Origin of the sequence: Burkholderia sp. AU32262, from assembly GCF_020419985.1 — a bacterium.
Classification (GTDB): domain Bacteria; phylum Pseudomonadota; class Gammaproteobacteria; order Burkholderiales; family Burkholderiaceae; genus Burkholderia; species Burkholderia semiarida.
In genome coordinates this window covers 1-25,827 of sequence record NZ_JAIZRS010000039.1, presented here as the reverse complement: position 1 = coordinate 25,827, position 25,827 = coordinate 1, and the positions used below count along the sequence as shown (strand labels likewise).

At 67.2% G+C, this 25,827-nt stretch carries 25 protein-coding genes; 12 read left to right on the top strand and 13 right to left on the bottom strand.

What is annotated here, in order from left to right; translation table 11 throughout:
* Positions 1-165 precede the first annotated feature (165 nt).
* Positions 166-1,833, top strand: a complete 1,668-nt coding sequence (gene ettA / locus LGN10_RS31000; protein WP_006494122.1) for an energy-dependent translational throttle protein EttA — start codon at positions 166-168, stop codon at positions 1,831-1,833.
* A 132-nt stretch (positions 1,834-1,965) separates the two neighbouring features.
* Here the strand turns inward: ettA and LGN10_RS30995 are convergent, their stop codons facing one another.
* From LGN10_RS30995 to LGN10_RS30980, 4 genes are all read right to left on the bottom strand, one after another.
* Complete coding sequence (locus LGN10_RS30995) at positions 1,966-2,589, bottom strand: HAD family hydrolase (RefSeq protein ID WP_059577077.1); 624 nt, start codon at positions 2,587-2,589, stop codon at positions 1,966-1,968.
* Positions 2,586-3,137, bottom strand: coding sequence for a cysteine hydrolase family protein (locus LGN10_RS30990; protein WP_226226048.1), 552 nt, complete (start codon positions 3,135-3,137; stop codon positions 2,586-2,588). Before LGN10_RS30990 ends, LGN10_RS30995 begins: the two co-directional genes overlap by 4 nt.
* Before the next feature lie 77 nt (positions 3,138-3,214).
* On the bottom strand, positions 3,215-5,029 hold the full coding sequence (locus LGN10_RS30985; RefSeq protein WP_226226046.1) for an aminopeptidase P family protein: 1,815 nt from the start codon (positions 5,027-5,029) through the stop codon (positions 3,215-3,217).
* Between the two features lie 18 nt (positions 5,030-5,047).
* The gene (locus LGN10_RS30980) at positions 5,048-5,302 is read right to left on the bottom strand and encodes a hypothetical protein (RefSeq protein ID WP_059640126.1); all 255 of its coding nucleotides are present in this window, start codon (positions 5,300-5,302) and stop codon (positions 5,048-5,050) included.
* Positions 5,303-5,473: 171 nt separating this feature from the next.
* Here LGN10_RS30980 and LGN10_RS30975 point away from each other — a divergent pair, with 171 nt between their 5' ends.
* The 7 genes from LGN10_RS30975 to LGN10_RS30945 all read left to right on the top strand — a co-directional run bounded on the left by LGN10_RS30975 (position 5,474) and on the right by LGN10_RS30945 (position 11,582).
* A complete protein-coding gene (locus LGN10_RS30975; RefSeq protein ID WP_060965515.1) occupies positions 5,474-6,238 on the top strand; it encodes a response regulator transcription factor in 765 nt (254 codons plus the stop codon).
* A gap of 26 nt (positions 6,239-6,264) precedes the next feature.
* Positions 6,265-7,563 (top strand): glutamyl-tRNA reductase, encoded by a 1,299-nt coding sequence (gene hemA / locus LGN10_RS30970; protein WP_059577092.1) that lies wholly within the window; start codon positions 6,265-6,267, stop codon positions 7,561-7,563.
* Between the two features lie 92 nt (positions 7,564-7,655).
* Entirely contained in the window at positions 7,656-8,738 is a 1,083-nt protein-coding gene (gene prfA, locus LGN10_RS30965; protein WP_059577095.1) for a peptide chain release factor 1, read from the top strand.
* 7 nt (positions 8,739-8,745) lie between these two features.
* Positions 8,746-9,588: a peptide chain release factor N(5)-glutamine methyltransferase gene (gene prmC / locus LGN10_RS30960; protein WP_226226045.1), complete on the top strand. Its 843-nt coding sequence runs from the start codon at positions 8,746-8,748 to the stop codon at positions 9,586-9,588.
* A 67-nt stretch (positions 9,589-9,655) separates the two neighbouring features.
* The gene (grxD, locus tag LGN10_RS30955; RefSeq protein WP_060965513.1) at positions 9,656-9,967 is read left to right on the top strand and encodes a Grx4 family monothiol glutaredoxin; all 312 of its coding nucleotides are present in this window, start codon (positions 9,656-9,658) and stop codon (positions 9,965-9,967) included.
* A 24-nt stretch (positions 9,968-9,991) separates the two neighbouring features.
* Positions 9,992-10,585: a UbiX family flavin prenyltransferase gene (locus tag LGN10_RS30950; protein WP_226226043.1), complete on the top strand. Its 594-nt coding sequence runs from the start codon at positions 9,992-9,994 to the stop codon at positions 10,583-10,585.
* Between the two features lie 205 nt (positions 10,586-10,790).
* Positions 10,791-11,582 carry a DODA-type extradiol aromatic ring-opening family dioxygenase gene (locus LGN10_RS30945; protein WP_226226042.1) on the top strand — a complete coding sequence of 264 codons (792 nt, stop codon included), beginning with the start codon at positions 10,791-10,793 and terminating at the stop codon, positions 11,580-11,582.
* 110 nt (positions 11,583-11,692) lie between these two features.
* Here LGN10_RS30945 and LGN10_RS30940 read toward each other — a convergent pair whose 3' ends face one another.
* Positions 11,693-13,291 (bottom strand): APC family permease, encoded by a 1,599-nt coding sequence (locus LGN10_RS30940; protein ID WP_059577105.1) that lies wholly within the window; start codon positions 13,289-13,291, stop codon positions 11,693-11,695.
* Between the two features lie 419 nt (positions 13,292-13,710).
* Between LGN10_RS30940 and LGN10_RS30935 the strand changes: the two genes are divergently transcribed.
* Entirely contained in the window at positions 13,711-13,914 is a 204-nt protein-coding gene (locus LGN10_RS30935; RefSeq protein ID WP_006477070.1) for a cold-shock protein, read from the top strand.
* 104 nt (positions 13,915-14,018) lie between these two features.
* Here the strand turns inward: LGN10_RS30935 and LGN10_RS30930 are convergent, their stop codons facing one another.
* From LGN10_RS30930 to LGN10_RS30920, 3 genes are all read right to left on the bottom strand, one after another.
* Entirely contained in the window at positions 14,019-15,269 is a 1,251-nt protein-coding gene (locus tag LGN10_RS30930) for an Hsp70 family protein (RefSeq protein ID WP_124863529.1), read from the bottom strand.
* Between the two features lie 194 nt (positions 15,270-15,463).
* Entirely contained in the window at positions 15,464-16,069 is a 606-nt protein-coding gene (locus LGN10_RS30925; protein WP_226226040.1) for a nitroreductase family protein, read from the bottom strand.
* A 157-nt stretch (positions 16,070-16,226) separates the two neighbouring features.
* Complete coding sequence (locus tag LGN10_RS30920) at positions 16,227-17,510, bottom strand: MFS transporter (protein WP_059577114.1); 1,284 nt, start codon at positions 17,508-17,510, stop codon at positions 16,227-16,229.
* A 219-nt stretch (positions 17,511-17,729) separates the two neighbouring features.
* Here LGN10_RS30920 and LGN10_RS30915 point away from each other — a divergent pair, with 219 nt between their 5' ends.
* Both LGN10_RS30915 and LGN10_RS30910 read left to right on the top strand, forming a co-directional pair.
* Positions 17,730-18,350: a TetR/AcrR family transcriptional regulator gene (locus LGN10_RS30915; protein ID WP_226226039.1), complete on the top strand. Its 621-nt coding sequence runs from the start codon at positions 17,730-17,732 to the stop codon at positions 18,348-18,350.
* A gap of 76 nt (positions 18,351-18,426) precedes the next feature.
* On the top strand, positions 18,427-18,999 hold the full coding sequence (locus LGN10_RS30910) for a DUF1415 domain-containing protein (RefSeq protein ID WP_059577119.1): 573 nt from the start codon (positions 18,427-18,429) through the stop codon (positions 18,997-18,999).
* 80 nt (positions 19,000-19,079) lie between these two features.
* On the opposite strand, the gene LGN10_RS30905 is transcribed toward LGN10_RS30910, so the two are convergent.
* From LGN10_RS30905 to LGN10_RS30890, 4 genes are all read right to left on the bottom strand, one after another.
* On the bottom strand, positions 19,080-19,970 hold the full coding sequence (locus LGN10_RS30905; RefSeq protein WP_124659036.1) for a class I SAM-dependent methyltransferase: 891 nt from the start codon (positions 19,968-19,970) through the stop codon (positions 19,080-19,082).
* A gap of 89 nt (positions 19,971-20,059) precedes the next feature.
* Positions 20,060-21,193 (bottom strand): methyltransferase, encoded by a 1,134-nt coding sequence (locus LGN10_RS30900; RefSeq protein ID WP_124863531.1) that lies wholly within the window; start codon positions 21,191-21,193, stop codon positions 20,060-20,062.
* A 136-nt stretch (positions 21,194-21,329) separates the two neighbouring features.
* Positions 21,330-21,662, bottom strand: coding sequence for a YegP family protein (locus LGN10_RS30895; RefSeq protein WP_059577125.1), 333 nt, complete (start codon positions 21,660-21,662; stop codon positions 21,330-21,332).
* 154 nt (positions 21,663-21,816) lie between these two features.
* Positions 21,817-22,311 (bottom strand): LEA type 2 family protein, encoded by a 495-nt coding sequence (locus LGN10_RS30890; protein ID WP_059577128.1) that lies wholly within the window; start codon positions 22,309-22,311, stop codon positions 21,817-21,819.
* Between the two features lie 642 nt (positions 22,312-22,953).
* Between LGN10_RS30890 and LGN10_RS30885 the strand changes: the two genes are divergently transcribed.
* Positions 22,954-25,122 (top strand): M1 family metallopeptidase, encoded by a 2,169-nt coding sequence (locus LGN10_RS30885; RefSeq protein WP_060315430.1) that lies wholly within the window; start codon positions 22,954-22,956, stop codon positions 25,120-25,122.
* Between the two features lie 123 nt (positions 25,123-25,245).
* Here the strand turns inward: LGN10_RS30885 and LGN10_RS30880 are convergent.
* Positions 25,246-25,827, bottom strand: a 582-nt coding sequence (locus tag LGN10_RS30880) for a substrate binding domain-containing protein (protein ID WP_226226037.1), incomplete at its 5' end; no start/stop codon positions are given.

The following is a 25,827-nucleotide window of genomic DNA, read 5'->3' as shown; positions in this document are numbered from 1 at the left end:
GTCGGCCGAATGGCCTGCGCCGTGCCAGCGGCAGCCGGCGGCGAAGTACAATACGCGCTCGCACCGCCGCGCCCCGCGCGGCACGCTCCGTACCGAATCACCCGACGCCGCCACGCCCGCGCGCGCTGCGCGGCCGTCTCAACCACTTCTGACTTTCACACCGAAATGGCCCAATACGTTTTCACGATGAACCGGGTCGGCAAGATCGTGCCGCCCAAGCGCCAGATCCTGAAGGACATCTCGCTGTCGTTCTTTCCCGGCGCGAAGATCGGCGTGCTCGGCCTGAACGGCTCGGGCAAGTCGACGCTGATCCGCATCATGGCGGGCGTCGACAAGGACATCGAGGGCGAAGCCACGCCGATGCCGAACCTGAACATCGGCTACCTGCCGCAGGAACCGCAGCTCGATCCGACGAAGACCGTGCGCGAAGCCGTCGAGGAAGGCCTCGGCGACCTGTTCCAGGCCAACAAGAAGCTGGAAGAAATCTACGCCGCGTATGCCGAACCGGACGCCGACTTCGACGCGCTCGCGGCCGAGCAGGCGAAGTACGAGGCGATCCTCGCGTCGAGCGACGGCGGCAGCCCCGAGCAGCAGCTCGAAGTGGCCGCCGACGCGCTGCGCCTGCCGCCGTGGGACGCGAAGATCGAGCACCTGTCCGGCGGTGAAAAGCGCCGCGTCGCGCTGTGCAAGCTGCTGCTCGAGAAGCCCGACATGCTGCTGCTCGACGAACCGACCAACCACCTCGACGCCGAATCGGTCGACTGGCTCGAGCAGTTCCTGGTGCGCTTCCCGGGCACCGTCGTCGCGGTCACGCACGATCGCTACTTCCTCGACAACGCGGCCGAATGGATTCTCGAGCTCGACCGCGGCCACGGCATTCCGTGGAAGGGCAACTACAGCAGCTGGCTCGACCAGAAGGAAGAGCGCCTGAAGCAGGAAGAAGCGTCGGAGTCGGCACGCCAGAAGGCGATCAAGAAGGAACTGGAGTGGGTGCGCCAGAACCCGAAGGGCCGTCAGGCGAAGTCGAAGGCGCGTATCGCCCGCTTCGAGGAACTGAGCAGCCAGGAATACCAGAAGCGCAACGAAACGCAGGAAATCTTCATTCCGGCCGGCGAACGCCTCGGCAATGAAGTGATCGAGTTCAAGAACGTCAGCAAGTCGTTCGGCGACCGCCTGCTGATCGACAACCTGAGCTTCAAGATTCCGGCCGGCGCGATCGTCGGCATCATCGGGCCGAACGGCGCCGGCAAGTCGACGCTGTTCAAGATGCTGACCGGCAAGGAACAGCCGGATTCGGGCGAAGTCGTGATGGGCCCGACGGTGAAGCTCGCGTACGTCGACCAGAGCCGCGACGCGCTCGACGGGTCGAAGACGGTGTTCGAGGAAATCTCGGGCGGCGCCGACGTGCTGACGGTCGGCAAGTACGAAACGCCGTCGCGTGCGTACATCGGCCGCTTCAACTTCAAGGGCGGCGACCAGCAGAAGATCGTCGGCAACCTGTCCGGCGGCGAGCGCGGCCGCCTGCATCTCGCGAAGACGCTGATCTCGGGCGGCAACGTGCTGCTGCTGGACGAACCGTCGAACGACCTCGACGTCGAAACGCTGCGCGCGCTGGAAGACGCGCTGCTCGAATTCGCGGGTTCGGTGATGGTGATCTCGCACGATCGCTGGTTCCTCGACCGGATCGCGACGCACATCCTCGCGTTCGAAGGCGATTCGCAGGTCACGTTCTTCGACGGCAACTACCAGGAGTACGAAGCCGACAAGCGTGCGCGCCTCGGCGAGGAAGCCGCGAAGCCGAAGCGTCTGCGCTACAAGCCGATCAGCCGCTGAGCGGCGCGGCCCAGGCAACCGGCGCCGCGCTCACGCGGGGCCGGCGCCGAAGCGGGCCGCAACCGGCACGGCACAACGAAGAAGCGGGCTCATGGCCCGCTTTCTGTATCCGCCCGACGCTCGCCCCGCCGCTTACGCGAGCGCGCCCAGTTCGCGCAGCCGCGCCTCGGTCGCCGCCGCGCTCGTGTGATGAATGCCATGCCAGCCGAGCGCCGTCGCGGCCGCCGCGTTGTGCGCGTTGTCGTCGATGAACACGAGCTCGTGCGGTGCGATGCCGGGCAGGTGCGGCTCGATCCGTGCCTGCATCTCGCGGTAGATCGCCGGATCGGGTTTCACGAGCTTCACGCGGCCCGACACGACGATGTCCTTGAACCGGCGCAGCACCGGGAAGTTGTCCCAGGCATACGGAAACGTCTGCGCGGACCAGTTGGTCAGCCCGAACAGCGGCATCCGCTGCGCGTCCAGCCGGTCGACGAGCGCCGCGCCCTCCTCCAGCACGCCGCCGATCATCTCGTGCCAGCGCGCGTAGAACGCGCGGATCAGCGCCTCGTGCTCCGGAAACTTCGCGACGAGTTCGGCCGTGCCTTCCTCGATCGTCTGCCCGCCGTCCTGGCGGACCACCCAGTCCATCGCGCACACGTGCGTGAGGAACCAGCGGCGCTCGGCATCGTCGGGAATCAGCTCACGGTAAAGGTACTCGGGGCTCCAGTCGATCAGCACGCCGCCGAAATCGAACACCACTGCCTTGATCGTCATGCGAACTCCGTGGCGAGCACGTCCGCGAGCGGCCGCGGCGTCACCGCGTTGCCCGACAGCGAATTGTTGTTCCAGATGAAGTGGTGGTGCGCGACGATCTGCGCCGCCGACAGATGGGCGCGCTCGTTCGTCGTGTGCAGGTCGGACACGACGGTCGCCCGGTAGCCGAGCAGCGCGGCACGGCGCGCGGCGGAATCGACGCAGAACTCGGTCGCATAGCCGCAGATCAGCACCGAACGGATGCCGTGGCGATCGAGCTGCGCCGCGAGCGGCGTGTCGTGAAACGCATCGCTTGCCTGCTTGCGCACGCGCCAGTCGGCTCGACCGACGACCAGCCCCGCATGCAGTTCCCAGCCCGGCGTGCCGGGCACGATGTCGTCGTCCGCGTCGCCGTCGTGCTGCACGAAGCACACCGGCGCGTTCGCCGCACGCGCCGCCGCCGTCAACCGGTTGATGCCCGACACCACGTCGTCGAGCCGGTACGCGGGCTGCGCCCGCTCCACCAGCCCGCGCTGCATGTCGATTACGATCACCGCGGTGTCCGCCATTGCCTTCCCTCGCTGTTATCGTCCGGCCGTCGTTCGATCGTTGCCGAATCGCGATCCGGCCGTTGCCTCACGTTGCGTCAGATCGGCTGCGTGCGCGCGTCGAGCCACGCCTTCGCGTCGCCGCTCAGGTGCCGGCCGACGCGCTCGCGCACCGTCGCGTGATACGTGTTCAGCCACGCGCGCTCTTCGTCGTGCAGCATCTCGATCAGCACGCAGCGCGTGTCGATCGGGCACAGTGTCAGCGTCTCGAACGCGAGGAAATCGCCGAATTCCGTCTGCCCGGCCGCCCGGTTCACGACGAGGTTTTCGATTCGGATGCCCCACTGGCCCGGACGGTACACGCCCGGCTCGATCGACGTGATCATCCCCTCTTCCATCGCCGTGTACGGCTCGGCGGGCGCATAGTGCGAGATGACCTGCGGGCCTTCGTGCACGTTCAGGAAGTAACCGACGCCATGCCCGGTGCCGTGGCCGTAGTCAAGCCCGGCCGCCCACATCGGCGCGCGCGCGATCGCGTCGAGCATCGGCGAGCGGATGCCGCGCGGGAAGCGGGCGCGCGACAGCGCCATCATCGACTTCAGCACGATCGTGAAATCGCGCCGCTGCAGGTCGCTGACGGTACCGACCGGCACGACGCGCGTGATGTCGGTCGTGCCCGTCACGTACTGGCCGCCCGAATCGATCAGCAGCAGGCCGTCGCCGGCGATCGTCGCGTGCGACTCGCGCGTCGCGTGGTAGTGCGGCATCGCGCCGTTCGCGTTGAAGCCGGCGATCGTCGCGAAGCTCGCCGATACATAGCCGGGCCGGCGGGCGCGCGCGGCCGTGAGCTTCTCCTCGATCGTCAGCTCGGTGATCGTCTCGCGATTGACGGCCTGTTCGAACCACGCGAAGAATTCGGCAAGCGCGGCGCCGTCGTGCTCCATCGTCACGCGTACGTGCTCGATCTCGGCGGACGTCTTGCGCGACTTCGCGAACGTCGACGGATTCACGGCCTCGACGAGCTTCACGCCGGCCGGCACGGCCTGGAGCGTGCCGAACGTTACGCGGCGCGGATCGATCAGCAGCGTCGCGCCGTCGGGCAGCGCCGCGAGCGCCGCGCGCGCGGCGTCGTAGGCGCGGACGTCGACGCCATCCTGCGCGAGCGACGCGGCCAGCGCCGGCGACACCTTGCCGTCGGCGACGAACAGCGTCGCGCGATCGGCGCCGATCATTGCGTGCGCAACGAACACCGGATTGAAGTTGACGTCGGCGCCGCGCAGGTTGAACAGCCACGCGAGATCGTCGAGCGTCGACACGAAGTGCCATTGCGCGCCCTGCGCGTGCATCGCGCGGCGCACTTCGGCGAGCTTGCTCGCGCGCGTCGTGTCCGCCTGCGGCGCCACGTGCTCGAAAACCGCATCGCCGGGCAGCCCGGGCCGCTCGGGCCAGATCGCGTCGAGCAGGTCGACGTCGGTACGCAGCGCGATGCCGCGCGCGCTCAGCGCGGCCGTCAGCGCGCGCGCGGCCGCGACGCCGAGCACGGCGCCGTCGACGCCGACCGTCGCGCCCGCCGCCACGTTCTGCGCGAGCCAGTCGACGTGCGGCGCGCTCTGCTGCCCGCCCGTCATCTTCATCAGCTGCACGCCGGTGCCCGCCAGCTCGGCGTCGGCCTGCACCCAGTAGCGGCTGTCGACCCACAACCCCGCGAAATCCGCGGTCACGACCAGCGTGCCGACCGAACCCGTGAAGCCGGACAGCCAGCGGCGCGCCTGCCAGCGCTCGGGCAGGTATTCGGACAGATGGGGATCGGCGGACGGCACGAGATAGGCGGCCAGATTCTCGCGGGCCATGGCGTCGCGCAGCAGCGCGAGGCGGGCCGGCACCGGCGAGACTTCGGGAAGACGGGCATTCATGATTTCACCTGAGAGCATTCAGCGACGGGCCGACAACGCGACCGTCACGGCTACGGCGACGAACGCGACGCCGGTGCAGACCGGCCATTCGAGCGTCTCGCCATCGTAAAACAGTCCCGAGAGATTGCCGACCATGCGGGCGGCGGCCGCGCCCACGATGCCGACGAGCACCGCGATCCACCACGCCGGCCGGCCCGTGCGCCGCATCGGGTGCAGCCAGCGGCCGAACAGCCCGACGGCCGCTCCCAGGACAAGGATTCCAAACCAGTTCATTCGACGCCTTCTATAAATTCAGATTCGTCCCATAGGCGTGAACGTTGCCAGCGGCTAGCATCGATTCATTCATCGAACCCGAGACCAACCGGGCGCCGCGAACGTTCGAGTGTAGGGGCCGACTCGACGTTATGGCAAGCGCGCGCCTGCTGCCGTATTGAAGAAATTCTCATGCGAATCGCTCTGATCGATCCCGAGTCGCGCCATGCCGCACTCCTGAACCGCCTGCTCTTCGCGGGCGGTCACGTGTGTCACGCATTTGCGTCCAGCGCCGCATTCTTCGCGTGGCTCGCCGCCGACAACACCTGCGACATGCTGGTCACGGGGCACTGGGCCGGCGACCAGCCGGCGCAGGAAGTCATTCCGCGCGCGCAAGCGGTCCTGCCCGGGTTGCCGGCCATCGCCGTGATGCCGTCGGCGCGAGAGAGCGAAATCGTCTCGTGCCTGCACGCGGGCGCCGACGATTGTCTCGTGCGCCCCGTGAGCGGGCCCGAGCTGCTCGCGCGCGTCAACGCGCTGATCCGGCGCGCCGGCGTACGCCGCGCACCCGCCCGCTCGCGCGAAATGTATGGCGAATACGCATTCGACGCCACGCATTGCCTCGTGCGTTTCGACGACGCAATCGTTTCACTGACGCCGAAGGAGTTCCGCTTCGCGCAGTTATTGCTCACGAACGTGTCGCGGCCCGTGTCGCGCGCCCATATCCTCGAAACGGTGTGGGGGCGCCGCCGCGACATGAAGTCGCGCACGCTCGACACGCACGCGTCCCGGCTGCGCAGCAAATTGCAACTGCTTCCGGAGCGCGGCTACCGGCTGTTGCCGCTCTACGGCTTCGGCTATCAGCTCGACCGCGTGCCGATCGAACCCCCAAATTCGCGGCCCCGCCACGCCGATGGCCGGTACGCAGCGAGTGAGGAAATCACCGAAACGCTATAATATGGGGCTAAACGATAGCCCTCGATATGCAACTCCTCACGATCGGAATCAACCACCACACTGCGCCTGTCGCCCTGCGCGAACGCGTGGCGTTTCCGCTCGAGCAGATCAAGCCGGCTCTCGCCACGTTCAAGAACGTGTTTCTCGGCCCGCAGGCGCCCAATACGCCCGAAGCGGCGATCCTGTCCACCTGCAACCGCACCGAACTGTATTGCGCGACCGACGATCGCGCGGCCCGCGAAGGCGCGGTCCGCTGGCTGTCGGAGTATCACCGGATCCCGGTCGACGAGCTCGCGCCGCACGTCTATGCGCTGCCGCAGTCGGAAGCGGTCCGGCACGCGTTCCGCGTCGCGTCCGGCCTCGACTCGATGGTGCTGGGCGAAACCCAGATTCTGGGCCAGATGAAGGACGCCGTTCGCACCGCGACGGAAGCCGGCGCGCTCGGCACCTATCTGAACCAGTTGTTCCAGCGCACGTTCGCGGTGGCCAAGGAAGTGCGCGGCACGACCGAAATCGGCACGCAGTCGGTGTCGATGGCCGCCGCCGCGGTTCGCCTCGCGCAACGGATCTTCGAAAAGGTGTCGGATCAGCGCGTGCTGTTCATCGGCGCCGGCGAGATGATCGAGCTGTGCGCGACGCACTTCGCCGCGCAGGGCCCGCGCGAACTCGTCGTCGCGAACCGCACGGCCGAACGCGGCCAGCGGCTCGCCGAACGCTTCAACGGCCGCGCGATGCCGCTGGCGGACCTGCCTACCCGCATGCACGAATTCGACATCATCGTGTCGTGCACCGCATCGACGCTGCCGATCATCGGCCTCGGCGCGGTCGAGCGCGCGGTGAAGGCGCGCCGCCACCGGCCGATCTTCATGGTCGACCTCGCGGTGCCGCGCGACATCGAGCCCGAAGTCGGCAAGCTGAAGGACGTGTTTCTCTACACCGTCGACGATCTCGGCGCGATCGTGCGCGAAGGCAACGCGTCGCGCCAGGCAGCGGTCGCTCAAGCCGAGGCGATCATCGAGACGCGCGTGCAGAATTTCATGCAATGGCTCGACACGCGCAGCGTCGTGCCGGTGATCCGTCACATGCATACGCAGGCCGACGCGCTGCGCAGGGCCGAAGTCGAGAAGGCACAGAAGCTGCTCGCGCGCGGGGACGATCCGGCCGCCGTGCTCGAAGCACTGTCGCAGGCGCTGACCAACAAGCTGATCCACGGTCCGACGAGCGCGCTCAACCGCGTCAACGGCGCCGATCGCGATTCGCTGATCGACCTGATGCGCGGCTTCTACCAGCACGCGCCGCGCTCGAACGACCAGTCCGGCCACTAGCGCCGCCCGGTCGCCCTGCCGCCGTCGGCCGTTGTCCCGCCGCCGGCCTATCCTTTCCGAATACCCCTTGCCCGGGAGCGCCGCTCCACACCATGAAGACGAGCATGCAACGCAAGCTCGACCAGCTTTCCACCCGGCTGGCCGAACTCAACGACCTGCTGAGCCGCGAGAACGTCACGGCCGACCTCGACCAGTACCGCAAGCTGACGCGCGAACATGCGGAACTCGGCCCGGTCGTCGAGCAATACGCGTTATGGCGCCAGTCGCGCAGCGACGAGACGGCCGCGCAGGAACTGCTCGCCGATCCGTCGATGCGCGATTTCGCGGAAGACGAAATCCGCAGCGCGCGCGAGGGCATGGCGCGCCTCGAGACCGAGCTGCAGAAGATGCTGCTGCCGAAGGATCCGAACGACGACCGCAACATCTTCCTCGAAATCCGCGCGGGCACGGGCGGCGACGAATCGGCGCTGTTCGCGGGCGACCTGCTGCGCATGTACCTGCGCTTCGCGGAACGCCAGCGCTGGCAGGTCGAGATGATGTCGGAAAGCCCGTCGGATCTCGGCGGCTACAAGGAAGTGATCGTACGCATTGCCGGCCAGGGCGCGTATTCGCGTCTGAAGTTCGAATCGGGCGGCCATCGCGTGCAGCGCGTGCCGGCCACCGAGACGCAGGGGCGCATCCATACGTCCGCGTGCACGGTCGCCGTGATGCCGGAAGCCGACGAGATCGGCGAGGTCGAGATCAATCCGGCCGACCTGCGCATCGACACGTTCCGCGCGTCCGGCGCGGGCGGCCAGCACATCAACAAGACCGATTCGGCGGTGCGCGTCACGCACATCCCGACCGGGATCGTCGTCGAGTGCCAGGACGACCGGTCGCAGCACAAGAACAAGGATCGCGCGCTGAAGGTCCTCGCCGCGCGCATCAAGGACAAGCAGTATCACGAGCAGCACGCGAAGGAAGCCGCGACGCGCAAGAGCCTGATCGGCTCCGGCGACCGCTCGGAGCGAATCCGCACGTACAACTTCCCGCAGGGCCGGATGACCGACCACCGGATCAACCTGACGCTGTACCGGCTCGAGGCGATCATGGACGGCGATCTCGACGAACTGATCGGCGCGCTCGTCACCGAGCATCAGGCCGAGTTGCTCGCGTCGCTCGGCGACGCCGACTGAGGCCGCGATGTCCGACGCCACCGCCGACGCCCTGCTGCGCGCCTCGCCGCTCGACCCGGTCGATGCACGCGTGCTGCTCGCGCACGCCCTCGGCTGGACCCGCACGCAACTGATCACGCGCGGCGACGCGCCGCTCGACGCGGCCGCGGTCGAACGCTACCGCGCGCTCGAAGCGCGCCGCGTCGCCGGCGAGCCCGTCGCGCAACTGGTCGGGATGCGCGAGTTCTTCGGCCGCCCGTTCGACGTGACGCCCGACGTGCTGATCCCGCGCCCCGAGACCGAGCTGCTCGTCGAAGCGGCGCTCGATGCGATCGACGGGCTGCCGCATGCGGCCGTGCTCGATCTCGGTACCGGCAGCGGCGCGATCGCCGTGTCGATCGCGGCCGAGCGCCCCGACGCGCGCGTGTGGGCGCTCGATCGTTCGCCGGCCGCGCTCGCGGTCGCGCAACGCAACGCCGACAAGCTGCTCGACGCGCACCGCCCCGGCGGCCCGCTGCGCTGGCTGCAGAGCGACTGGTACGCGGCGCTCGATCCGGCGCTCGCGTTCGATACGATCGTCAGCAACCCGCCGTACATCGCGCAGCACGATCCGCACCTCGCGCAGGGCGACCTGCGTTTCGAGCCGCGCGGCGCGCTCACCGACGATGCCGACGGCCTCAGCGCGATCCGCACGATCGTCGCGGGCGCCGGCGCCCGTCTGAAACCGGGCGGCACGCTGTGGATCGAGCACGGCTACGACCAGGCCGAAGCCGTCCGCGCGATCCTGGCGTCGCACGGCTTCGTCGCGGTGGAATCGCGCGCCGATCTCGCCGCCATCGAACGCACGACCGGCGGCCGCCGGCCGGGCTGAAGGCCGGCCCGCCCGGTTGAAATCCGCTATCATTTCGATCTAACGCCCCGCAAACGCAAGGTCAGTCATGGACACCCAACAACGTATCAAGCAAATCGTCGACGAAAACCAGGTCGTGCTCTTCATGAAGGGCAACGCGCAATTCCCGATGTGCGGCTTCTCGGGCCGCGCCGTGCAGGTGCTGAAGGCCTGCGGCGTCGACCAGTTCAAGACGGTCAACGTGCTCGAGGACGACGAAATCCGCCAGGGCATCAAGACGTTCTCGAACTGGCCGACCATCCCGCAGCTCTACGTGAAGGGCGAATTCATCGGCGGCTCGGACATCATGATGGAGATGTACCAGTCGGGCGAACTGCAGCAACTGTTCGCCGCCGCCTGACGCGCGGCACCCGCCCTCTTTTCGATGGCATCTCCCAGCGCGCCGCCACGCCGGCTGATCGTCGCGATCACCGGCGCCACCGGCGCGATCTACGGTGTGCGGCTGCTCGACCTGCTGCGCGCCGTCGGCGGCGTCGAAACGCACCTGCTGATTTCGAACGCCGGCTGGCTCAACATCCAGCATGAACTGAAGCTGCCGAAGGCCGACGTCGAAGGCCGTGCGGACGTCGTGCATTCGGTGCGCGACGTCGGCGCGACGATCGCGTCGGGCTCGTTCGCGATCGACGGCATGGTGATCGCGCCCTGTTCGATGAAGACGCTCGCGAGCGTCGCGCACGGGCTGTCCGACAACCTGATCACGCGCGCGGCCGACGTCACGCTGAAGGAGCGCCGCCGTCTCGTGCTGATGGTGCGCGAAACGCCGTTCAACCTCGCCCATCTGCGCAACATGACCGCCGTCACCGAAATGGGCGGCATCGTGTTTCCCCCGCTGCCCGCGTTCTACGCGATGCCGAAGACGATCGAGGAGCTCGTCGACCAGACCGTCACGCGTGTTCTCGACCTGTTCGCGCTCAGCGCTCCGCAAACGACGCCGTGGGCCGGTATCCGGCACGCGTAGTAAGTTACACCTCTTCAGCACGCTTTTCCGCCGATCTGCGCCGCAACGCCTTCTATTTCACGTCATTCGATGCGAACCGGCACCCGAAAGCCGGACCTCGACGCAATTATCAACGCTCAGGCGTCAATCAAATTCCGGAACGCCAGTTTATCAATGCACGGTACGCGCCTATAGTCAGCGGCAAACCCTTTTGCAGGTCACCATCATGAACCGCTTACCTTCGCTGTACCTGTCTCACGGCGCCCCGACGCTGCCGATCGATCCGACGCTGCCGTCCGGCGCGTTCACGCACCTCGGCGCCGAATTGCCGCGTCCGCGTGCGGTGCTGATGCTGTCCGCGCACTGGGGCACGCAACGGCCGGTCGCGAGCGTCGCCGCGCATCCCGACACGATTCACGACTTCTACGGGTTCCCGCAGGCGCTGTACGACATCCGCTATCCGGCGCCGGGCGCCCCCGACGTCGCCGAGCGCGCAGCCGCGCTGCTGAACGCGGCCGGCATCGCGACCGCGACGACCGAGCACGGCCTCGATCACGGCGCGTGGGTGCCGATGCTGTTGATGTTTCCGGAAGCCGACGTGCCGGTCGCGCAGTTGTCGATCCAGCCGCGCGCGGACGCCGCGCATCACTTCGCGCTCGGTCGCGCGCTGCGGCCGCTGCGGGACGAAGGCGTGATGGTGATCGGCTCGGGCCAGATCACGCACAACCTGCGCGCCGCCGACTTCGGCGCGGCGCCCGAGGACGCGGACCCGCGCGTCGCGGAATTCACCGACTGGTTCGAGGCGAAACTTGCGTCGCGCGACGTCGACGCGCTGCTCGACTACCGCCGGCAGGCACCGCACGCGGCGCTGATGCATCCGACCGACGAGCACCTGCTGCCGGTCTTCACGGCACTCGGTGCGGCGGACGACGACTACCGGCTCGGCATCCAGTCGCTCGGCACCTACCAGCGCGTGCTCGCGATGACGAACTACGTGTTCGCGAACGCCGGCGCCTGAACCTGGACGGCGGCGCGACCGCCGGCCAGCAAAAAGCCCGTCCGAGCATCGCTCGGACGGGCTTTTTTCACTGCATCCTGCCGCCGCCGAATCCGGCGGCAGGCCGGGCGTCAGACACCGACGCCTTCGAGAATCTCGTCGTGCGACTCGCGCTCGTCGAGATACTGGGTCCGGTAACCGGTATTCACGCCCCAGAAGTAGAACACCAGCGAGATCGCCGCGACGATCAGCATGTCCCAACCGTACGGCAGGTAGCCGTAGCCGCCGAATTCCTTGCTGCCGATCAGCGACAGCACGGCCATCGTCGGCAGGTACGCGACCAGCCACCACGCGGCCTTCAGGTCGGCACCCCAGCCGGTCCAGCCCGACTTCGCCTGGAAGTAGAAGTACACCGGCAGCGCGACGATCATCAGCAGAATGATTTCGCCCGTCAGCGGCCACTTCGCCCAGTACAGGATCAGCGACGCGCACACGAACGCGAACGGGGCGATCAGCTTCATCAGCGGAATCGACAGCGGACGCTCGATGTCGGTCGCCGCGCGGCGCAGCGCCATCAGGCTGATCGGGCCCGTCAGGTACGAGATCACCGTCGCGACCGAGATCACCGCCGCGAGCGAACTCCAGCCGCGGAAGAAGAACAGGAAGATGAACGACACGAGCAGGTTGAACCACATCGCCTGACGCGGCACGCCGTAGATCGGGTGCACGTTGCCGAACATCTTCGGCATCGTGTTGTTGCGCTCCATCGCGTAGATCATGCGGGTCGTCGTCGCCATGTAGGTCGTACCGGTGCCGCTCGGGCTGATGAACGCGTCGACGTACAGCAGGATCGCGAGCCAGTTCAGGTTCAGCGCGATCGCGAGTTCCGCGAACGGCGACGAGAAGTCGAAGTGCGCCCAGCCCTTCGCGACGTCGGCCGGGTTCACCGAGCCGATGTAGGCCATCTGCAGCAGCACGTAGATCACGAGTGCGAGCAGGATCGACGTGATCACCGCGAACGGCACGCTGCGCGACGGATTGCGCGCCTCACCGGCCAGGTTCACCGGGCTCTGGAAACCGTTGAACGCGAACACGATGCCGCTCGTCGCGACCGCGGTCAGCACGGCCGACCAGCCGTACGGCGCGAAGCTCGCGTTGGAGGCGGTGCCGAGGTTCTCCGAATGGAAGCTCGTCAGCATCAGGCCGAGGATCGTGAGGCCCGGGATCAGGAACTTGAAGATCGTGATCGCGGTGTTCGCCCGCGCGAACGCCTTGACGCCCCAGTAGTTCAGCATGAAGTAGATGACGACCAGCACGGCCGACAGCAGCAGGCCTGGGGTCGTCAACTCGCCGTTCACGAACAGCGCGTGCGCCCATGGATACGGCCACGTGCTCATATACTGGATCGACGCTTCGGCCTCGATCGGGATCACGGATACGATCGCGATCCAGTTGGCCCATGCACTGATGAAACCCACCAGCGAACCGTGCGAGTAGCGCGCGTAACGCACCATGCCGCCCGACTCGGGGAACATCGCGCCCAGTTCCGCATACGTCAGCGCAATCGCGAGAATGACGACAGCGCCGATGATCCAGGCGCAGATCGCCGCCGGACCGGCGATCTTCGCGGCTTTCCAGGCACCGAACAGCCAGCCCGAGCCGATAATCGAACCCAGCCCCGTCAGCATCAATGCAAACGGGCCGATGTTCCGTTGAATAGAACTCTTCACATCCTCTCCTGTGTCTCAAAAAGCATGGTCGGCCTGCTGTCCGGGATCGGCTCGGACTGCACCGCGCACGCATTCTTGGGGGGACGGTTGCCCGATCGGGGCAACCCGTCCACGCGGCGCGTAGTTTAACGGTTGCACCTTAAACGTGGCGCCAAAATCGATCGGCCCCTACAAAAAATTCGCATCGCTTGCAAGCTTTGTAAACCTGATCTCCGCAATAACCCTGATAGCATGGGAATACGGTTGACCGTCAGACGGATTAGCCGTATAAAGGACTTCGCAGGATTTCAAGTGGCGAGTGAATTGGTTCTTTCGTAGTTCGCCCATCAACGGTACTCCGGTTGGTCCTATTACCCCTTCCTTGATTTTCCGCACCCCATGGGCTTCGGCCCCGTTTTATCTTTTTAGGAACAAGTAACATGGCAACCGGTACCGTCAAGTGGTTCAATGACGCAAAGGGCTTCGGCTTCATCACCCCGGAAGGCGGCGGCGACGATCTGTTCGCGCACTTCTCGGAAATCCGCGTCGAAGGCTTCAAGACGCTGCAAGAAAACCAGAAGGTTGAATTCGAAGTGAAGACGGGCCCGAAGGGTCTGCAAGCTGCGAACATCCGTCCGGTCTAAGCTTGGCGCGATCATTCGTGTAAAAAAGCCCCGCTTCGGCGGGGCTTTTTGTTTTTGGGCGCCGATCGTCCGGCCGGCGTGGCGACCTTTTGGCCGCCCGCCCTTCAGCCGAACAATCGCTGCGCGTGAATGCCGAGGCCCGTCGCGACACTCGCGAGGCGATCGCCGAACACCGGCTGCGCATCCGGGAACGCGCCGGCGAGCGCGCCCGACAGGAACGCGAGCCCCGTCGAACCGCCGGTGAAATACAGCGCACCGACATCGCGCGGCGCCACGCCCGCGAGCCGCACCGTCTCGCGCGCGGCGTCGACGATGCGCGCGGTGTCGTCGCGGCTCGCCTCGACGAGGCGATCGGCGTCGAACGCGATCTGCAGATCCTCTTCCACGTCGTTCAGGTCGATCATCGTCTCCCCGCCCGCCGCGACGCCGATCTTTGCTTCTTCCGCCCGCGCCATCAGCGCGTGCCCGAGCCGCTGCTCGACCACGCTCGTGAGCCGGTCGTACTGCCGCACGTCCTGATACAGGTGCTTCATCAGCTTCAGCTCGCCGATTCGCTTCGGCGTGTAGACGGTGTTGATCAGGTGCCAGGTCGCGAGATCGAAGTAGATCTTGTTCGGCAGCTCGCGCCCTTCCGGGTCGAGCGAACGGTAGCCGAATGCGGGCAGGATCGCCGCGAGCTCGACGCGCCGGTCGTAGTCGGTGCCCGCGACGTGCACGCCGTGGTGCGCCAGCACGTCGTCCTTGCGCTCCAGCCGCGCCATCCGCTCCGGGCCGACACGCACGAGCGAGAAGTCGGACGTGCCGCCGCCGATGTCGGCCACGAGCACGAGGCGCTCCGCCGACTGGCGCGACTCGTAGTCGAACGCGGCGGCGATCGGTTCGTACTGGAAGTAAACGTGCGCGAAGCCGACCGATCGCGCGGCCGCCTCGAGCTGATCCTGGGCGAGGCGGTCGGCGCGCGGATCGTCGTCGACGAAGAACACCGGCCGGCCGAGCACCGCGCGGCCGACCGGCGCGCCCGCGCACGCTTCGGCCTTGCGCTTCAGGTGCATCAGGAAGCGCGCGATGATTTCGGTGTACGCGATCGCGCTGCCGTCGCCGAGATCGGTCGTCGTTTCCGCGAGCGGGGAGCCGAGGATGCTCTTCATCGAGCGCATCAGCCGGCCGTCGAAACCGTCGATATAGGAGGCCAGCGCCGCCCGGCCGTATTCGACCGTCTCTTCGTCGTTGTTGAAGAAGATCGCGGTGGGCAGCGTCAGGTGGTCGCCCTCGACGGGCGCGAGGCGCATGCCATCGCCGTCGGGCAGCGCCACGGCGGAATTGGACGTGCCGAAATCGATCGCGCAGTAAGTCATGGGAAATTGCCGCAGCAGGGCCGGCGCGAAAACGGAAAGGACGGGCTTTTTAACATGAAGCCCGCGGGATCACAACCGGGGCCGGCCGCCGGCGCCGCGCAACGGTCGCCGGCGGCGACGGCGCGCCGCGTGGCGCGCCGGGGGAACCTGCGCGGGGCAGGATGCGCAGCGACGCACCCTGCCCGCCCGCGCGGTCAGGCTGCCGCGTCGAAGCTCTTCTTCCAAGCACCCGCGTAGACGACTTCGCCGATCGCATGGCGCGTGCGCGGCGCCTTCTCGCGATCGCGCAGCACGGGATCGAGCTTGTCGACGTTGCCGTAGTGGCCAAGCGAGATGATCGACACGATCGCGACGTCCGCCGGAATCGCGAACGCGTCGCGGAATGCCTTCGCGTCGAAACCGCTCATCTGATGCGCGGCGAGGCCGAGCGCGTGCGCCTGCAGCACCAGCGACATCGCGGCGGCGCCGGCGTCGTACAGCGCGGTCGGCGCCGGCTCGCCCTTCGGCGTGAGCGTGTGCGCGGTCACGGCGATCAGCACTGGCGCCGGCGCATTCCAGCCCTGGTTGAACGGCACCAGCGTCGCGAACGCGCGCTTGAACGCGTCTTCGTCCTGGGTGCGATCGAATACGATGAAACGCCACGGTTGCGCGTTGTACGCGGACGGGGCCCAGCGTGCCGCTTCGAGCACCGCGTGGAGATCGCCGGCGCTGATGGGTTCATCCGAATACGCGCGCGGGCTCCAGCGGCCCGCGATCAGATCGTGAATCGAAACAGTGGTGGGAGCAGGTTTGACGGACATGCGGTTCCTCGCTGACATCGATGAAGGGGCGCGAACGCCCCGGCGAACAGCAAGCATACCTGCTTGAACGGTTGCGCGCCCGATCCTGCCGCGCTATGCAAATCTCCTTGCGTGCAATGGCCGGCCGCGGTGCAGGCGGCCGGTCGATCCACCGCGATCAGGCTGCCTGCGCGGCCGCGCGCGACGGACCGCGGTTGATCCGCAACACGATCAGCGCCCCGACGATGCACAACCCGCCCGAGATCATCGACGCGATCGTGTAGGTGCCGAGGCTCGCGCGCAGCAGCCCGGCGCCGAGCGCCGCGAATGCCGCACCGAGCTGGTGGCCGGCGACGATCCAGCCGAACACGACCGGTGCCGCCGCCTTGCCGAACACGTCGGTCGCGAGCCGCACGGTAGGCGGCACGGTCGCGATCCAGTCGAGCCCGTAGAACATCGCGAACAGCGGCAGCCCGAAGAAATCGATCCCGAACGCGTGCGGCAGATAGATCAGCGACAGCCCGCGCAGCCCGTAGTACCAGAACAGCAGCACGCGGTTGTCGTAACGGTCGGACAGCCAGCCCGACAGCGTCGTGCCGAACAGGTCGAATATGCCCATCGCCGCGAGCAGCGACGCGCCCTGTACTTCGGTCATCCCGTAGTCGCTGCACATCGCGATCAGGTGCGTGCCGACGTAGCCGTTGGTGCTCGCGCCGCAGATGAAGAAACTGAAGAACAGCAGCCAGAAGTCGCGCGAGCGGCTCGCCGTCAGCAGCGTGCGGAACGCGACCGCGAGCGGGTTCTCCTTCGTCGTGTCGGCCGCGGGCGGCGCATCGGCGGGCTCGCCGTACGGGCGCAGTTGCACGTCGGCAGGCCGCTCGGGCAGCAGGAACGCGACGAGCGGAATCACGATCGCGGCCGCCACCGCGACGACCAGCACGACCGGCCGCCAGCCATGGCGCTGCGCGATCGCCGCGAGCATCGGCAGGAACACGAGCTGGCCGGTGGCCGTGCTCGCGGTCAGGATCCCCATCACGAGGCCACGCCGCGCATGGAACCAGCGCGTGACGAAGGTCGCGGACAGCGTTAGCGCGACGACGCCCGTCGAGCAGCCGACCATCAGCCCCCAGATCACGACCATCTGCCAGCTCTGCGTCATCATCGACGACAGCGCCACGCCCGCGCCCATCGTCACGAGCGCGGTGAGGATCGTCGGGCGCAGCCCGAAGCGCTGCATCGCGGCGGCCGCGAACGGGCCCGTCAGGCCATATAGCGCGATGTTCACCGAGATCGCCAGCGAAATCGCCGCGCGGCTCCAGCCGAGCTCGCGTTCGAGCGGTACCATCAGCACGCTCGGCGTCGCGCGTGTGCCGGCCGCCGCCAGCAGGATCAGGAATACCACCGCCGCCGCGAGCCATCCGTAATGGAAGCGCCCGCCGATTCGTGTCACTGCCCAATTCATTTTCGCGTTCTCCAGTTGGCGGGCGCCGGCGCCATCGCACCCGCGCCGCCCGACCAGGCCACCTCCGCCACGCATTTCAACATCGGCTGACCCGGGCCGACGCTCGGCATTCGTCTGTTGATCCGGATGCGATTGTTACCGACCGGTCACAACTGTGTTGCGATCGTAGTTACCAGTCGGTAACATGTCAAGCAATCCATTATGTCGTCGAGGGTCATCATGTCGGGCATCGAGGTCGCCAAACCGCCGGCGCGGCGCACGCGCCGGCCGATCGACGGCGCCACCGCGCAGGAACACCTGCTGCGTGCCGCCGAGGAGTTGTTTTACAAGGAAGGCGTGCGGACGGTCGGCGTCGAGGCGGTGGTGGAGCGCGCCGGAGTCAACAAGATGAGCCTGTACCGCCAGTTCGCGTCGAAGGACGAGCTGATCCTCGCGTATCTGGAACGGATGGACGCGTGCTTCTTCGAGCGGCTCGATACGAGCGCCGCGAAGCATCCGGGGCAACCGAAGGCGCAGTTGATCCAGTATTTCGTCGACCTCGCCGAGCGGGCGACGCAAAAGGACTATCGCGGCTGCCCGTTCGTCAACGTGGCCGCCGAATTCCCGGATGCATCGCACCCGGCGCGCGAACGCGTCGCGCGGAACAAGGAGCAGCTGATGGAACGGCTCGTCGTGCTGTGCGAAGGCGCCGGCGCGCGGCAACCGAAGGCGCTGGCCGATGCGCTCGCGCTGGTGGTCGAAGGCATCTACGCGGCGAGCCAGACCTACCGGCACGGCGAAACGCCGATCGGCACCGCGCCCGCGCTCGTCACGCAGTTGATCGAAGCGGCCTGTGCGTGACGGATCGCATGCATTCGTCGCCGGCGCGCCCGCTACAATGCGGCCCTCTTCGCCCTTGCGCCCGACCGGTATCACGATGACCGACACCCGCCCCGACTCGCACGACGACATCCTCGCCGCCACGCGGCACTGGCTCGCACGCGCGGTGATCGGGCTCAACCTGTGCCCGTTCGCGAAAAGCGTCTATGTGAAGGAACAGGTGCGCTACGCGATCAGCGAAGCGACGACGCTGGAAGACGCGCTCGCCGAACTCGAAACCGAGCTGCGCGCGCTGGAAGCGGCGGATCCGCGGCAGGTCGACACGACGCTCGTGATCTACCCGCACGCGTTCGCCGATTTCGTCGACTACAACGATGCGTTGTTCTTCGCCGAGCGGCTCGTGCAGCAGTTGCGACTCGACGGCGTGCTGCAGATCGCGAGCTTCCATCCGCAATACCGGTTCGACGGCACCGAACCCGACGACATCGAGAACTACACGAACCGCGCGCCCTACCCGATCCTGCACCTGCTGCGCGAAGACAGCATCGCTCGCGCGGTCGATGCGTTCCCGGACGCGTCCGCGATCTACGAAAAGAATCAGGAAACGCTGCGCCGCCTCGGCCACGAAGGCTGGCGCGAATGGATGCGCCGCCCGGGCGACGACGTGTGACGCGGCGTGCAACGTGCGGCGTGCAACGCGCGCGGCGCGGGCGCCATGCCCGCCCGGCCGCCCGGCCGCGCGTTCGCCCGTCAGCCTTCGGCCGGCTCGGCCGCGGCGTCGCCCGCCGCCGAGGCCTGCGCGACGAAGAAGCGCTCGTTCAGTTCGGCGAGCCCGAACATCCCGAGGATCTCGTTCAGCCGCTCGCCGGGCCTGCGGCGCGGCAGGTTCTTGTACTGCGCGATGATCAGCTCGTTCTTCATCGAATGCTCCCAGCCGACCAGCTCGGTCACGCTGACCTGGTAGCCGTGCGCTTCGAGCTGCAGGCAGCGCAGCACGTTGGTGATCTGGCTGCCGAATTCGCGCGTATGGAGCGGATGGCGCCACACCTCGGTCAGCGCATTCGCGAGCGACTTGCCCTTGTTCTTGCGCAGCACGCCCGCGACTTCCGCCTGGCAGCACGGCACCAGCACGATGTGCTGCGCGCGCTTCGCGAGCGCGAAGCGGATCGCGTCGTCGGTCGCGGTGTCGCACGCGTGCAGCGCGGTGACGACGTCGACCGTGTCGGGCAGTTGCGGCGACGTGATGGAATCGGCGACCGACAGGTTCAGGAACGACATGCCGCCGAACCCGAGCCGCGCGGCGAGCTCGGTCGAGCGCGTGACGAGTTCCTCGCGCGTCTCGATGCCGTACACGTGCGACGCGAACGCCGGCGTGCCGTGCCCGGACTGCTGCTTGAAGAACAGGTCGTACAGGATGAAGCCGAGATACGACTTGCCAGCGCCGTGGTCGACGAGCGTCACGTGGCCCTTGTCGGCCTGCACGCCGGCGAGCAGCGGCTCGATGAACTGGAACAGGTGATAGACCTGCTTCAGCTTGCGGCGGCTGTCCTGGTTCAGCTTCCCGTCGCGGGTGAGGATGTGCAGTTCCTTCAGCAGCTCGACGGACTGCTCCGGGCGGATTTCGTGGGTCTTGTTCGACATCGTGAAGCGGCGCCGGGCCACGGTCGGTCGACCACGGCCCGGCGGCGAAAATTCGTGAGGAATGGCGACAGTTTACCGAAAATACGCGGTCAGGCCCGCGCGCCGAGGCGCCAGAGCGACGTGACCTCGGCGCGGCGCGCCGCGTGCAGCGGATCGTCGGCGTCCGTCGACTTCGGGTGCGCGGGGCGGATGTCGTCGCGGCCGAGCACGACGAGGCCGGCCTCGTCGATCCATTGCAGCAAGGTTTCGCGCGGCCGCAGGCCGAGATGCTCGGCGAAATCGGACAGGATCAGCCAGCCCTCGCCGCCCCGCTCCAGATGCGCGGCCAGCCCCGCGAGGAAACCGCGCAGCATGCGGCTGTCAGGATCGTAGACCGCGTATTCGATCGGCGCGCTCGGCCGGGCCGGCACCCACGGCGGATTGCACACCACGAGCGGCGCCCGGCCGGCCGGAAACAGATCGGCCTCGACGATCTCGACGTGGCCCGCATGACCGAGCCGCGCGACGTTCTCGCGCGCGCAGGCGAGTGCGCGCGGATCCTGGTCGGTCGCGACGACGCGCTCGACGCCGCGTGACGCAAGCACCGCCGCCAGCACGCCGGTGCCCGTGCCGATATCGAACGCGAGCGACGTCGCCGGCAGCGGCGCGCGCGCGACGAGCTCGACGTATTCTCCGCGCACCGGCGAGAACACGCCGTAGTGCGGATGGATCGGCGCGCCGCCGAGCGCCGGGATCGGCACGCCTTTCTTGCGCCACTCGTGCGCGCCGACGAGGCCGAGCAGTTCGCGCAGCGACACGACCGACGGCGCGCCGCCGGGGCCGTACGCTTCCTCGCAGGCGGCACGCACGTCGGGCGCGCGGCGCAGCGGGATCGTGTAATCGGCGTCGAGCGGGATCAGCAACATGCCGAGCGTGCGGGCACGCTGCGATTGCGCGAGGCGATGCAGATTGAAGGCGTCGACGCCGGCCGCGGCTTTCGCCTTCTTCGGCTTGCGTTCGACGCGGCGCGCCATCGCCTGCACGAGCTGGCGCGCATTGTGGAAGTCGCCCTGCCAGACGAGCGCGGTGCCCTCGCATGCGAGGCGGTAGGCCGCGTCGGCGGTGAGGCGGTCATCGGCGGGCACCGCGCGCTTCGGCGGTTGCACGCCGGCCTCGGAGCGCCAGCGCACGGCATGATCGACGCCGTCGGCGTCGGTCCAGTGGAAAACGGGGGAATCGGTCACGCGAACTCGGTTACGGTTGGCTTCAACGGCGGCGAGAATTCACCGCGCGGACCACACCATACCGCGCTTTGCCCGACCCGGCAAAACAGGCGCCACGACGGCCGCCCGAAGGCATTCGTCGCGGCGCAACTGTCGATCAGGCGAGATCGTGGGTTTCCGCACCGGGCGCATCGCGCTTGACGGCCGCGATGCCGTTCTCGCGTGCCTGCACGCTGCTGTACGTTTCGCTCGTACCGATGACCTGGTGGTTCGCTGCTTTCAGATTGAACATCGGTTCGCCGTTGTGGGCGAGCTTGCGCTCGTAGCGCTCGTCCAGCGGCGCATTTTCCCGCACGGACGCGATCCCGTTTTTCGCGCCGCCTTTCTCCTCGTACCGCTCGCTCGCGAGGATGATCTCGCCGTTCGCCGACTTCAGGTGGAAGTAGTACTGGCCGTTCGTGGCCTTCTTGAGCTCGAATTTTGCCGCCATGAATTTCCCCTAAAAGAATGTCCGACCCTCGGACATCGGCAAGTGTAAGGGGTCGCGTCGACAAAAATCGAGATCTCGCGCGGATAAGCATTAAAGACTGTCAAATGGTGAATTTTTCGACACATTTAGCCGACGTTGAATGCATCCCGGCGACCTAGCCGCCCCACCCCGGCATGGCGGGCAGACGGAGCGTGCCCGCGTCGTTGAAGTGCACGGCGCCCAGCCCGCTGCCGGCGAGCCGGCCGCGCAGCGCATACGGCAACTCGCCGTTCGCGGCCGCGCCCGGCAGGTTCCACGCCTGCCGCGCGGCGGCGAAGGCCGATACCGATACGGGCACGTCGAGCACGGCCTCGCCGAACCGCGGCACGGTGCCCGCCCGATCGCTGACGCCGCTCGCGAACGGCGCACCGTTCAGGTCGAGCGCGACCGAGATGCCGTCGTAGTCGATCGGCGCATCGTTCGGATTCTGCACGCGCAACTTCAGGCTGAAGCGCATCTCGAGGCCCTGCCCGACGAGCGGGTCGAGCCCGGCGACCGACACGCGCACGGGCTCGCGCGTGAACCCCGCGCAACCGCCCAGCAGGAACACGGCCGCGAACAGCAGCAGCACGGCGCGCAGCGGCGCGATACGGAACAGGGCGCGTGACATGGAAGGGCCTCCTCGCGGTGATCGGTGAACGGGTCGTCAATGCATTGTACCGACCGCGCCATCCTTCACCGGATTTCGTAGTTTCGGCAGCGCCACCAGATCGTTAATAGATTAAAACTACGAAATCGCCAGACAAACGGAAAACGCATTAATGACTTCCAGCGTTCAATGAAGCGCCGGAAATTCAATAGACGTTCTTTCTAAATTTTTCGTTTCCTTTACCCAAAACCATCAAGTATATTTACGCATCCTTGGAGCAAGCCGACACACCTTGAAGCCGCATGACGGCGTATTTCCGGGACGGCGACACGCTGTCCTTCCGTCCTGCGGCCTGGCCCGGCCAGCCCCGTAGGTCGTCGGTTCAAAGGGATTGCGCGCCCGCGCCGGGCGTGCGGCCCCGTGTCGTGCGCGCGAAATCAATTCAGTACAACACGCGCACGGCCATTTTGAACCGGCCAGTTAACCGACATCCGGAAATTCAGAGGGGGCAGTAAACCATGATTACCTTCACGTAGTCGGCCGCCGTCTTTTCGAATAATCCGTCATTGCCATTTTTTCGCCGTTGATTAAACGGCGAGGGGATTGCTTTTGCCGGCGTTTTCGCAGCACTGAACGATTCTTTCAACGATCGAGGTTTCAGTCATGTCGATTCATATTCGCAAGATGCGTTATCTGCCGCTCGTCGCCGCACTCGCGCTCGCCGGTTGCGGCGGCGACGACGGCGGTGCGGGCTCCGCTTCCGCGCTGAGCTCCGCCGGCGCGCCGCACACGGGCTCGTCGCCCGCCGTCACCGCGCCGCCGAGCGCATCCAACGTCGACAAGAGCGTCTCGCCTGTCGAATTGCCGGACACCGTGGTGCCCGTGAACTACCGGCTGTGGTTCCGCCCGAACGACGCGCTGAACGCGTTCGACGGCCGCGCCGACGTCGAGATCAAGGTGCTCAAGCCGGTCAACAACATCGTGGTCGCCGGCCACCGGATCAAGTTCACGAACGGCCGCATCACACTGCAGCCGGGCAACATCCAGCTGATCGCGACGCCGCAGGACAAGGGCGACTTCTACCAGTTGCGCCCCGTCGCCGGCACGATCGCACCGGGCAACTATTCGCTGCACATGGAGTGGTCGGGCATCATCAACTTCAAGTCGTATGACGATCCGGTCAACCAGACCGGCGGCAGTTGCGGCGACGATCCGTATCCGGGCTGCTCGGCCGCGGAAGGCGTGTTCCGCGTCGACCTGAAGGGCACCGACGGCAAGACGAGCGGCGCGATCCTGACGCAGGGCGAAACCAACCTGTCGCGCCAGTGGTTCCCCGGCTGGGACGAGCCGGCGTTCCGCCCGACCTATGAAGTGACGGCCGAAGTGCCGCAAAGCTGGCGCGTCGTGTCGAACGCGGCCGAGAAGCCGTCGACCAACGTCGGCGGCGGCTACAAGCTCGTGCAGTTCGAGAAGACCCCGCCGATGCCGTCGTACCTGCTGTTCTTCGGCGGCGGCATGTTCGACACCTACGAGGACGACTTCACGAGCCCGCTGCCGGGCGCCAAGGGCAGCCTGCACCTGCGCGTGTTCACGCCGCCGGGCATGAGCGAGTGGGCGAAGCCGGCGATGGACCGCACCAAGCAGGCGCTCGACTACTACTACCGCTACACGGGTATCCCGCTGCCGCTGACGAAGTTCGACACGGTCGCCGCGAACGACGCATTCAAGGAGCAGAAGGACCTGAACTTCGGCGGGATGGAGAACTGGGGCTCGATCCTCGAGTTCGCCGACGACATCCTGCCGCAGCCGGGCCAGCCGATGTCGCACTACGGCAACGAAGTGCTGACGCACGAAGTGGCGCACCAGTGGTTCGGCGATCTCGTGACGACCGACTGGTGGGACAACGTGTGGCTCAACGAGTCGTTCGCGACGTTCTTCGAGAACAAGACGACGATCCAGTTCTTCCCCGACGAGTTCAGCTGGCTCGACCAGGTGAAGAACAAGTACCGCGTGATCAATCGTGACATCGGCCCGAACGCGTTCCCGGTCGCGCCGAACTTCAACGACTGGGCGTCGAACGACTTCGTGCTGAGCGCCAGCGCGTTCACGTACGACAAGGGCGGCCACGTGCTGAAGACGCTCGAGAACTATCTCGGCGAGCAGACGCTGCGCAAGGGGCTGCAGCAGTACCTGGTCGACTACTCGTTCGGCAACGGGACGCCGAAGCGTCTGTGGGATGCGCTGTCGAAGGAAAGCGGCCAGGCGGTCGGCCCGATCGGCGACAGCTACGTGCGTCAGACCGGCGTGCCGCTGATCTCGCTCGACACGCAGTGCGACCTGACGAAGAACCAGACCGTCGTCACGCTGAAACAGCAGCCGTTCCCGAACAAGAACGCGTATCCGGGCCTGCAGTGGACGGTGCCGATCACGCTCGCGTACGGCCAGGGTCTCGCGAAACGCACGACGCTCGCGCTGAAGGATACGCAGGCGCAGACGCGGATCGACGGCTGCACGGGCGTGGTGGCCGACCCGAGCGGTCTCGACTACTACGTCGTGAACTACAGCGACGCGGCCTGGAGCGGCGTGCTCACGCAGGTCAACGGCTCGACCGATCCGGTGCTGCTGGCGAACCTGAAGAGCGAAGCGGCGCTGCTCGTCGCGAACAACCTCGCGCCGGCCTCGCGCTCGACGTCGATCGGCTCGGTCGCTTCGCCGGCCGCGATGAAGCTGCGCCAGACGCCGAGCTTCGGCGGCATCGAAGCGGTGACGAAGGAACGCCCGGCGCTGCATTACCAGGGCATCTTCAAGCCGCGCAAGGTAGTGACGCAGTAACGGTGCGCACCCGGCCGGTGCCGCGCGACCCGCGGCGCCGGCCGGCGTACCGGTTTCTCCGACCTGTTGACGGGCCTCGCATGCGAGGCCCTTTTTTTCATGCCGCGCGGCGCCCGTTCGCGGTCACGCCCACGCGGCATCCCACGCCGGTTGCGCGAACCACGAGGCGAGGAACGCCACGAGCCGCGACGTGCGCGCACTGCCGCGCGCCTGCTGGCGCAACACGTGGATCGTCGCCCGCTCGGGCGCCGCCGCGTACTGCGGCAGCACCGCGCGCAACCGTCCGTCGCGCAGCGCGTCCGCCACGAGCCAGGTCGGCAGGTGCGCGAGACCGAGCCCGTCGATGGCCGCCTCGCGCAACGCTTCCGAATGATTGCTGCGAAACCGCGGCTGCGCGGGCGCGTGACGGCGCTCGCCGAAACGCCATGCGCCCGGCGGCGGCGCGCCATGCCACGCGAGACAGTCGTGGCCGGCCAGCGCGTCGGGCGATTCGGGCTCGCCGCGCCGTGCGAGGTAGGCCGCGCTCGCGCACAGCACGCGCCGTTGCGGCGCCAGCACGGTCGCGACGAAACGCGTGCCCTCCAGCGGCCCGATACGCACCGCGAGATCGACGTCGGAACCGAGTCGCGCACCCTGCAGATCGACCATGCTGTCGGTCAGCACGAGATCGACCTGCAACGCCGGATGATGCTGCATGAACGCGGC

What these genes read in the sequence shown, in the direction of transcription:
- ettA (WP_006494122.1), top strand. Translation starts at nt 166, where the DNA reads ATGGCCCAATACGTTTTCACGATGAACCGGGTCGGCAAGATCGTGCCG.
- LGN10_RS30995 (WP_059577077.1), bottom strand. Translation starts at nt 2,589, where the DNA reads ATGACGATCAAGGCAGTGGTGTTCGATTTCGGCGGCGTGCTGATCGAC.
- LGN10_RS30990 (WP_226226048.1), bottom strand. Translation starts at nt 3,137, where the DNA reads ATGGCGGACACCGCGGTGATCGTAATCGACATGCAGCGCGGGCTGGTG.
- LGN10_RS30985 (WP_226226046.1), bottom strand. Translation starts at nt 5,029, where the DNA reads ATGAATGCCCGTCTTCCCGAAGTCTCGCCGGTGCCGGCCCGCCTCGCG.
- LGN10_RS30980 (WP_059640126.1), bottom strand. Translation starts at nt 5,302, where the DNA reads ATGAACTGGTTTGGAATCCTTGTCCTGGGAGCGGCCGTCGGGCTGTTC.
- LGN10_RS30975 (WP_060965515.1), top strand. Translation starts at nt 5,474, where the DNA reads ATGCGAATCGCTCTGATCGATCCCGAGTCGCGCCATGCCGCACTCCTG.
- hemA (WP_059577092.1), top strand. Translation starts at nt 6,265, where the DNA reads ATGCAACTCCTCACGATCGGAATCAACCACCACACTGCGCCTGTCGCC.
- prfA (WP_059577095.1), top strand. Translation starts at nt 7,656, where the DNA reads ATGAAGACGAGCATGCAACGCAAGCTCGACCAGCTTTCCACCCGGCTG.
- prmC (WP_226226045.1), top strand. Translation starts at nt 8,746, where the DNA reads ATGTCCGACGCCACCGCCGACGCCCTGCTGCGCGCCTCGCCGCTCGAC.
- grxD (WP_060965513.1), top strand. Translation starts at nt 9,656, where the DNA reads ATGGACACCCAACAACGTATCAAGCAAATCGTCGACGAAAACCAGGTC.
- LGN10_RS30950 (WP_226226043.1), top strand. Translation starts at nt 9,992, where the DNA reads ATGGCATCTCCCAGCGCGCCGCCACGCCGGCTGATCGTCGCGATCACC.
- LGN10_RS30945 (WP_226226042.1), top strand. Translation starts at nt 10,791, where the DNA reads ATGAACCGCTTACCTTCGCTGTACCTGTCTCACGGCGCCCCGACGCTG.
- LGN10_RS30935 (WP_006477070.1), top strand. Translation starts at nt 13,711, where the DNA reads ATGGCAACCGGTACCGTCAAGTGGTTCAATGACGCAAAGGGCTTCGGC.
- LGN10_RS30930 (WP_124863529.1), bottom strand. Translation starts at nt 15,269, where the DNA reads ATGACTTACTGCGCGATCGATTTCGGCACGTCCAATTCCGCCGTGGCG.
- LGN10_RS30925 (WP_226226040.1), bottom strand. Translation starts at nt 16,069, where the DNA reads ATGTCCGTCAAACCTGCTCCCACCACTGTTTCGATTCACGATCTGATC.
- LGN10_RS30920 (WP_059577114.1), bottom strand. Translation starts at nt 17,510, where the DNA reads ATGAATTGGGCAGTGACACGAATCGGCGGGCGCTTCCATTACGGATGG.
- LGN10_RS30915 (WP_226226039.1), top strand. Translation starts at nt 17,730, where the DNA reads ATGTCGGGCATCGAGGTCGCCAAACCGCCGGCGCGGCGCACGCGCCGG.
- LGN10_RS30910 (WP_059577119.1), top strand. Translation starts at nt 18,427, where the DNA reads ATGACCGACACCCGCCCCGACTCGCACGACGACATCCTCGCCGCCACG.
- LGN10_RS30905 (WP_124659036.1), bottom strand. Translation starts at nt 19,970, where the DNA reads ATGTCGAACAAGACCCACGAAATCCGCCCGGAGCAGTCCGTCGAGCTG.
- LGN10_RS30895 (WP_059577125.1), bottom strand. Translation starts at nt 21,662, where the DNA reads ATGGCGGCAAAATTCGAGCTCAAGAAGGCCACGAACGGCCAGTACTAC.
- LGN10_RS30890 (WP_059577128.1), bottom strand. Translation starts at nt 22,311, where the DNA reads ATGTCACGCGCCCTGTTCCGTATCGCGCCGCTGCGCGCCGTGCTGCTG.
- LGN10_RS30885 (WP_060315430.1), top strand. Translation starts at nt 22,954, where the DNA reads ATGTCGATTCATATTCGCAAGATGCGTTATCTGCCGCTCGTCGCCGCA.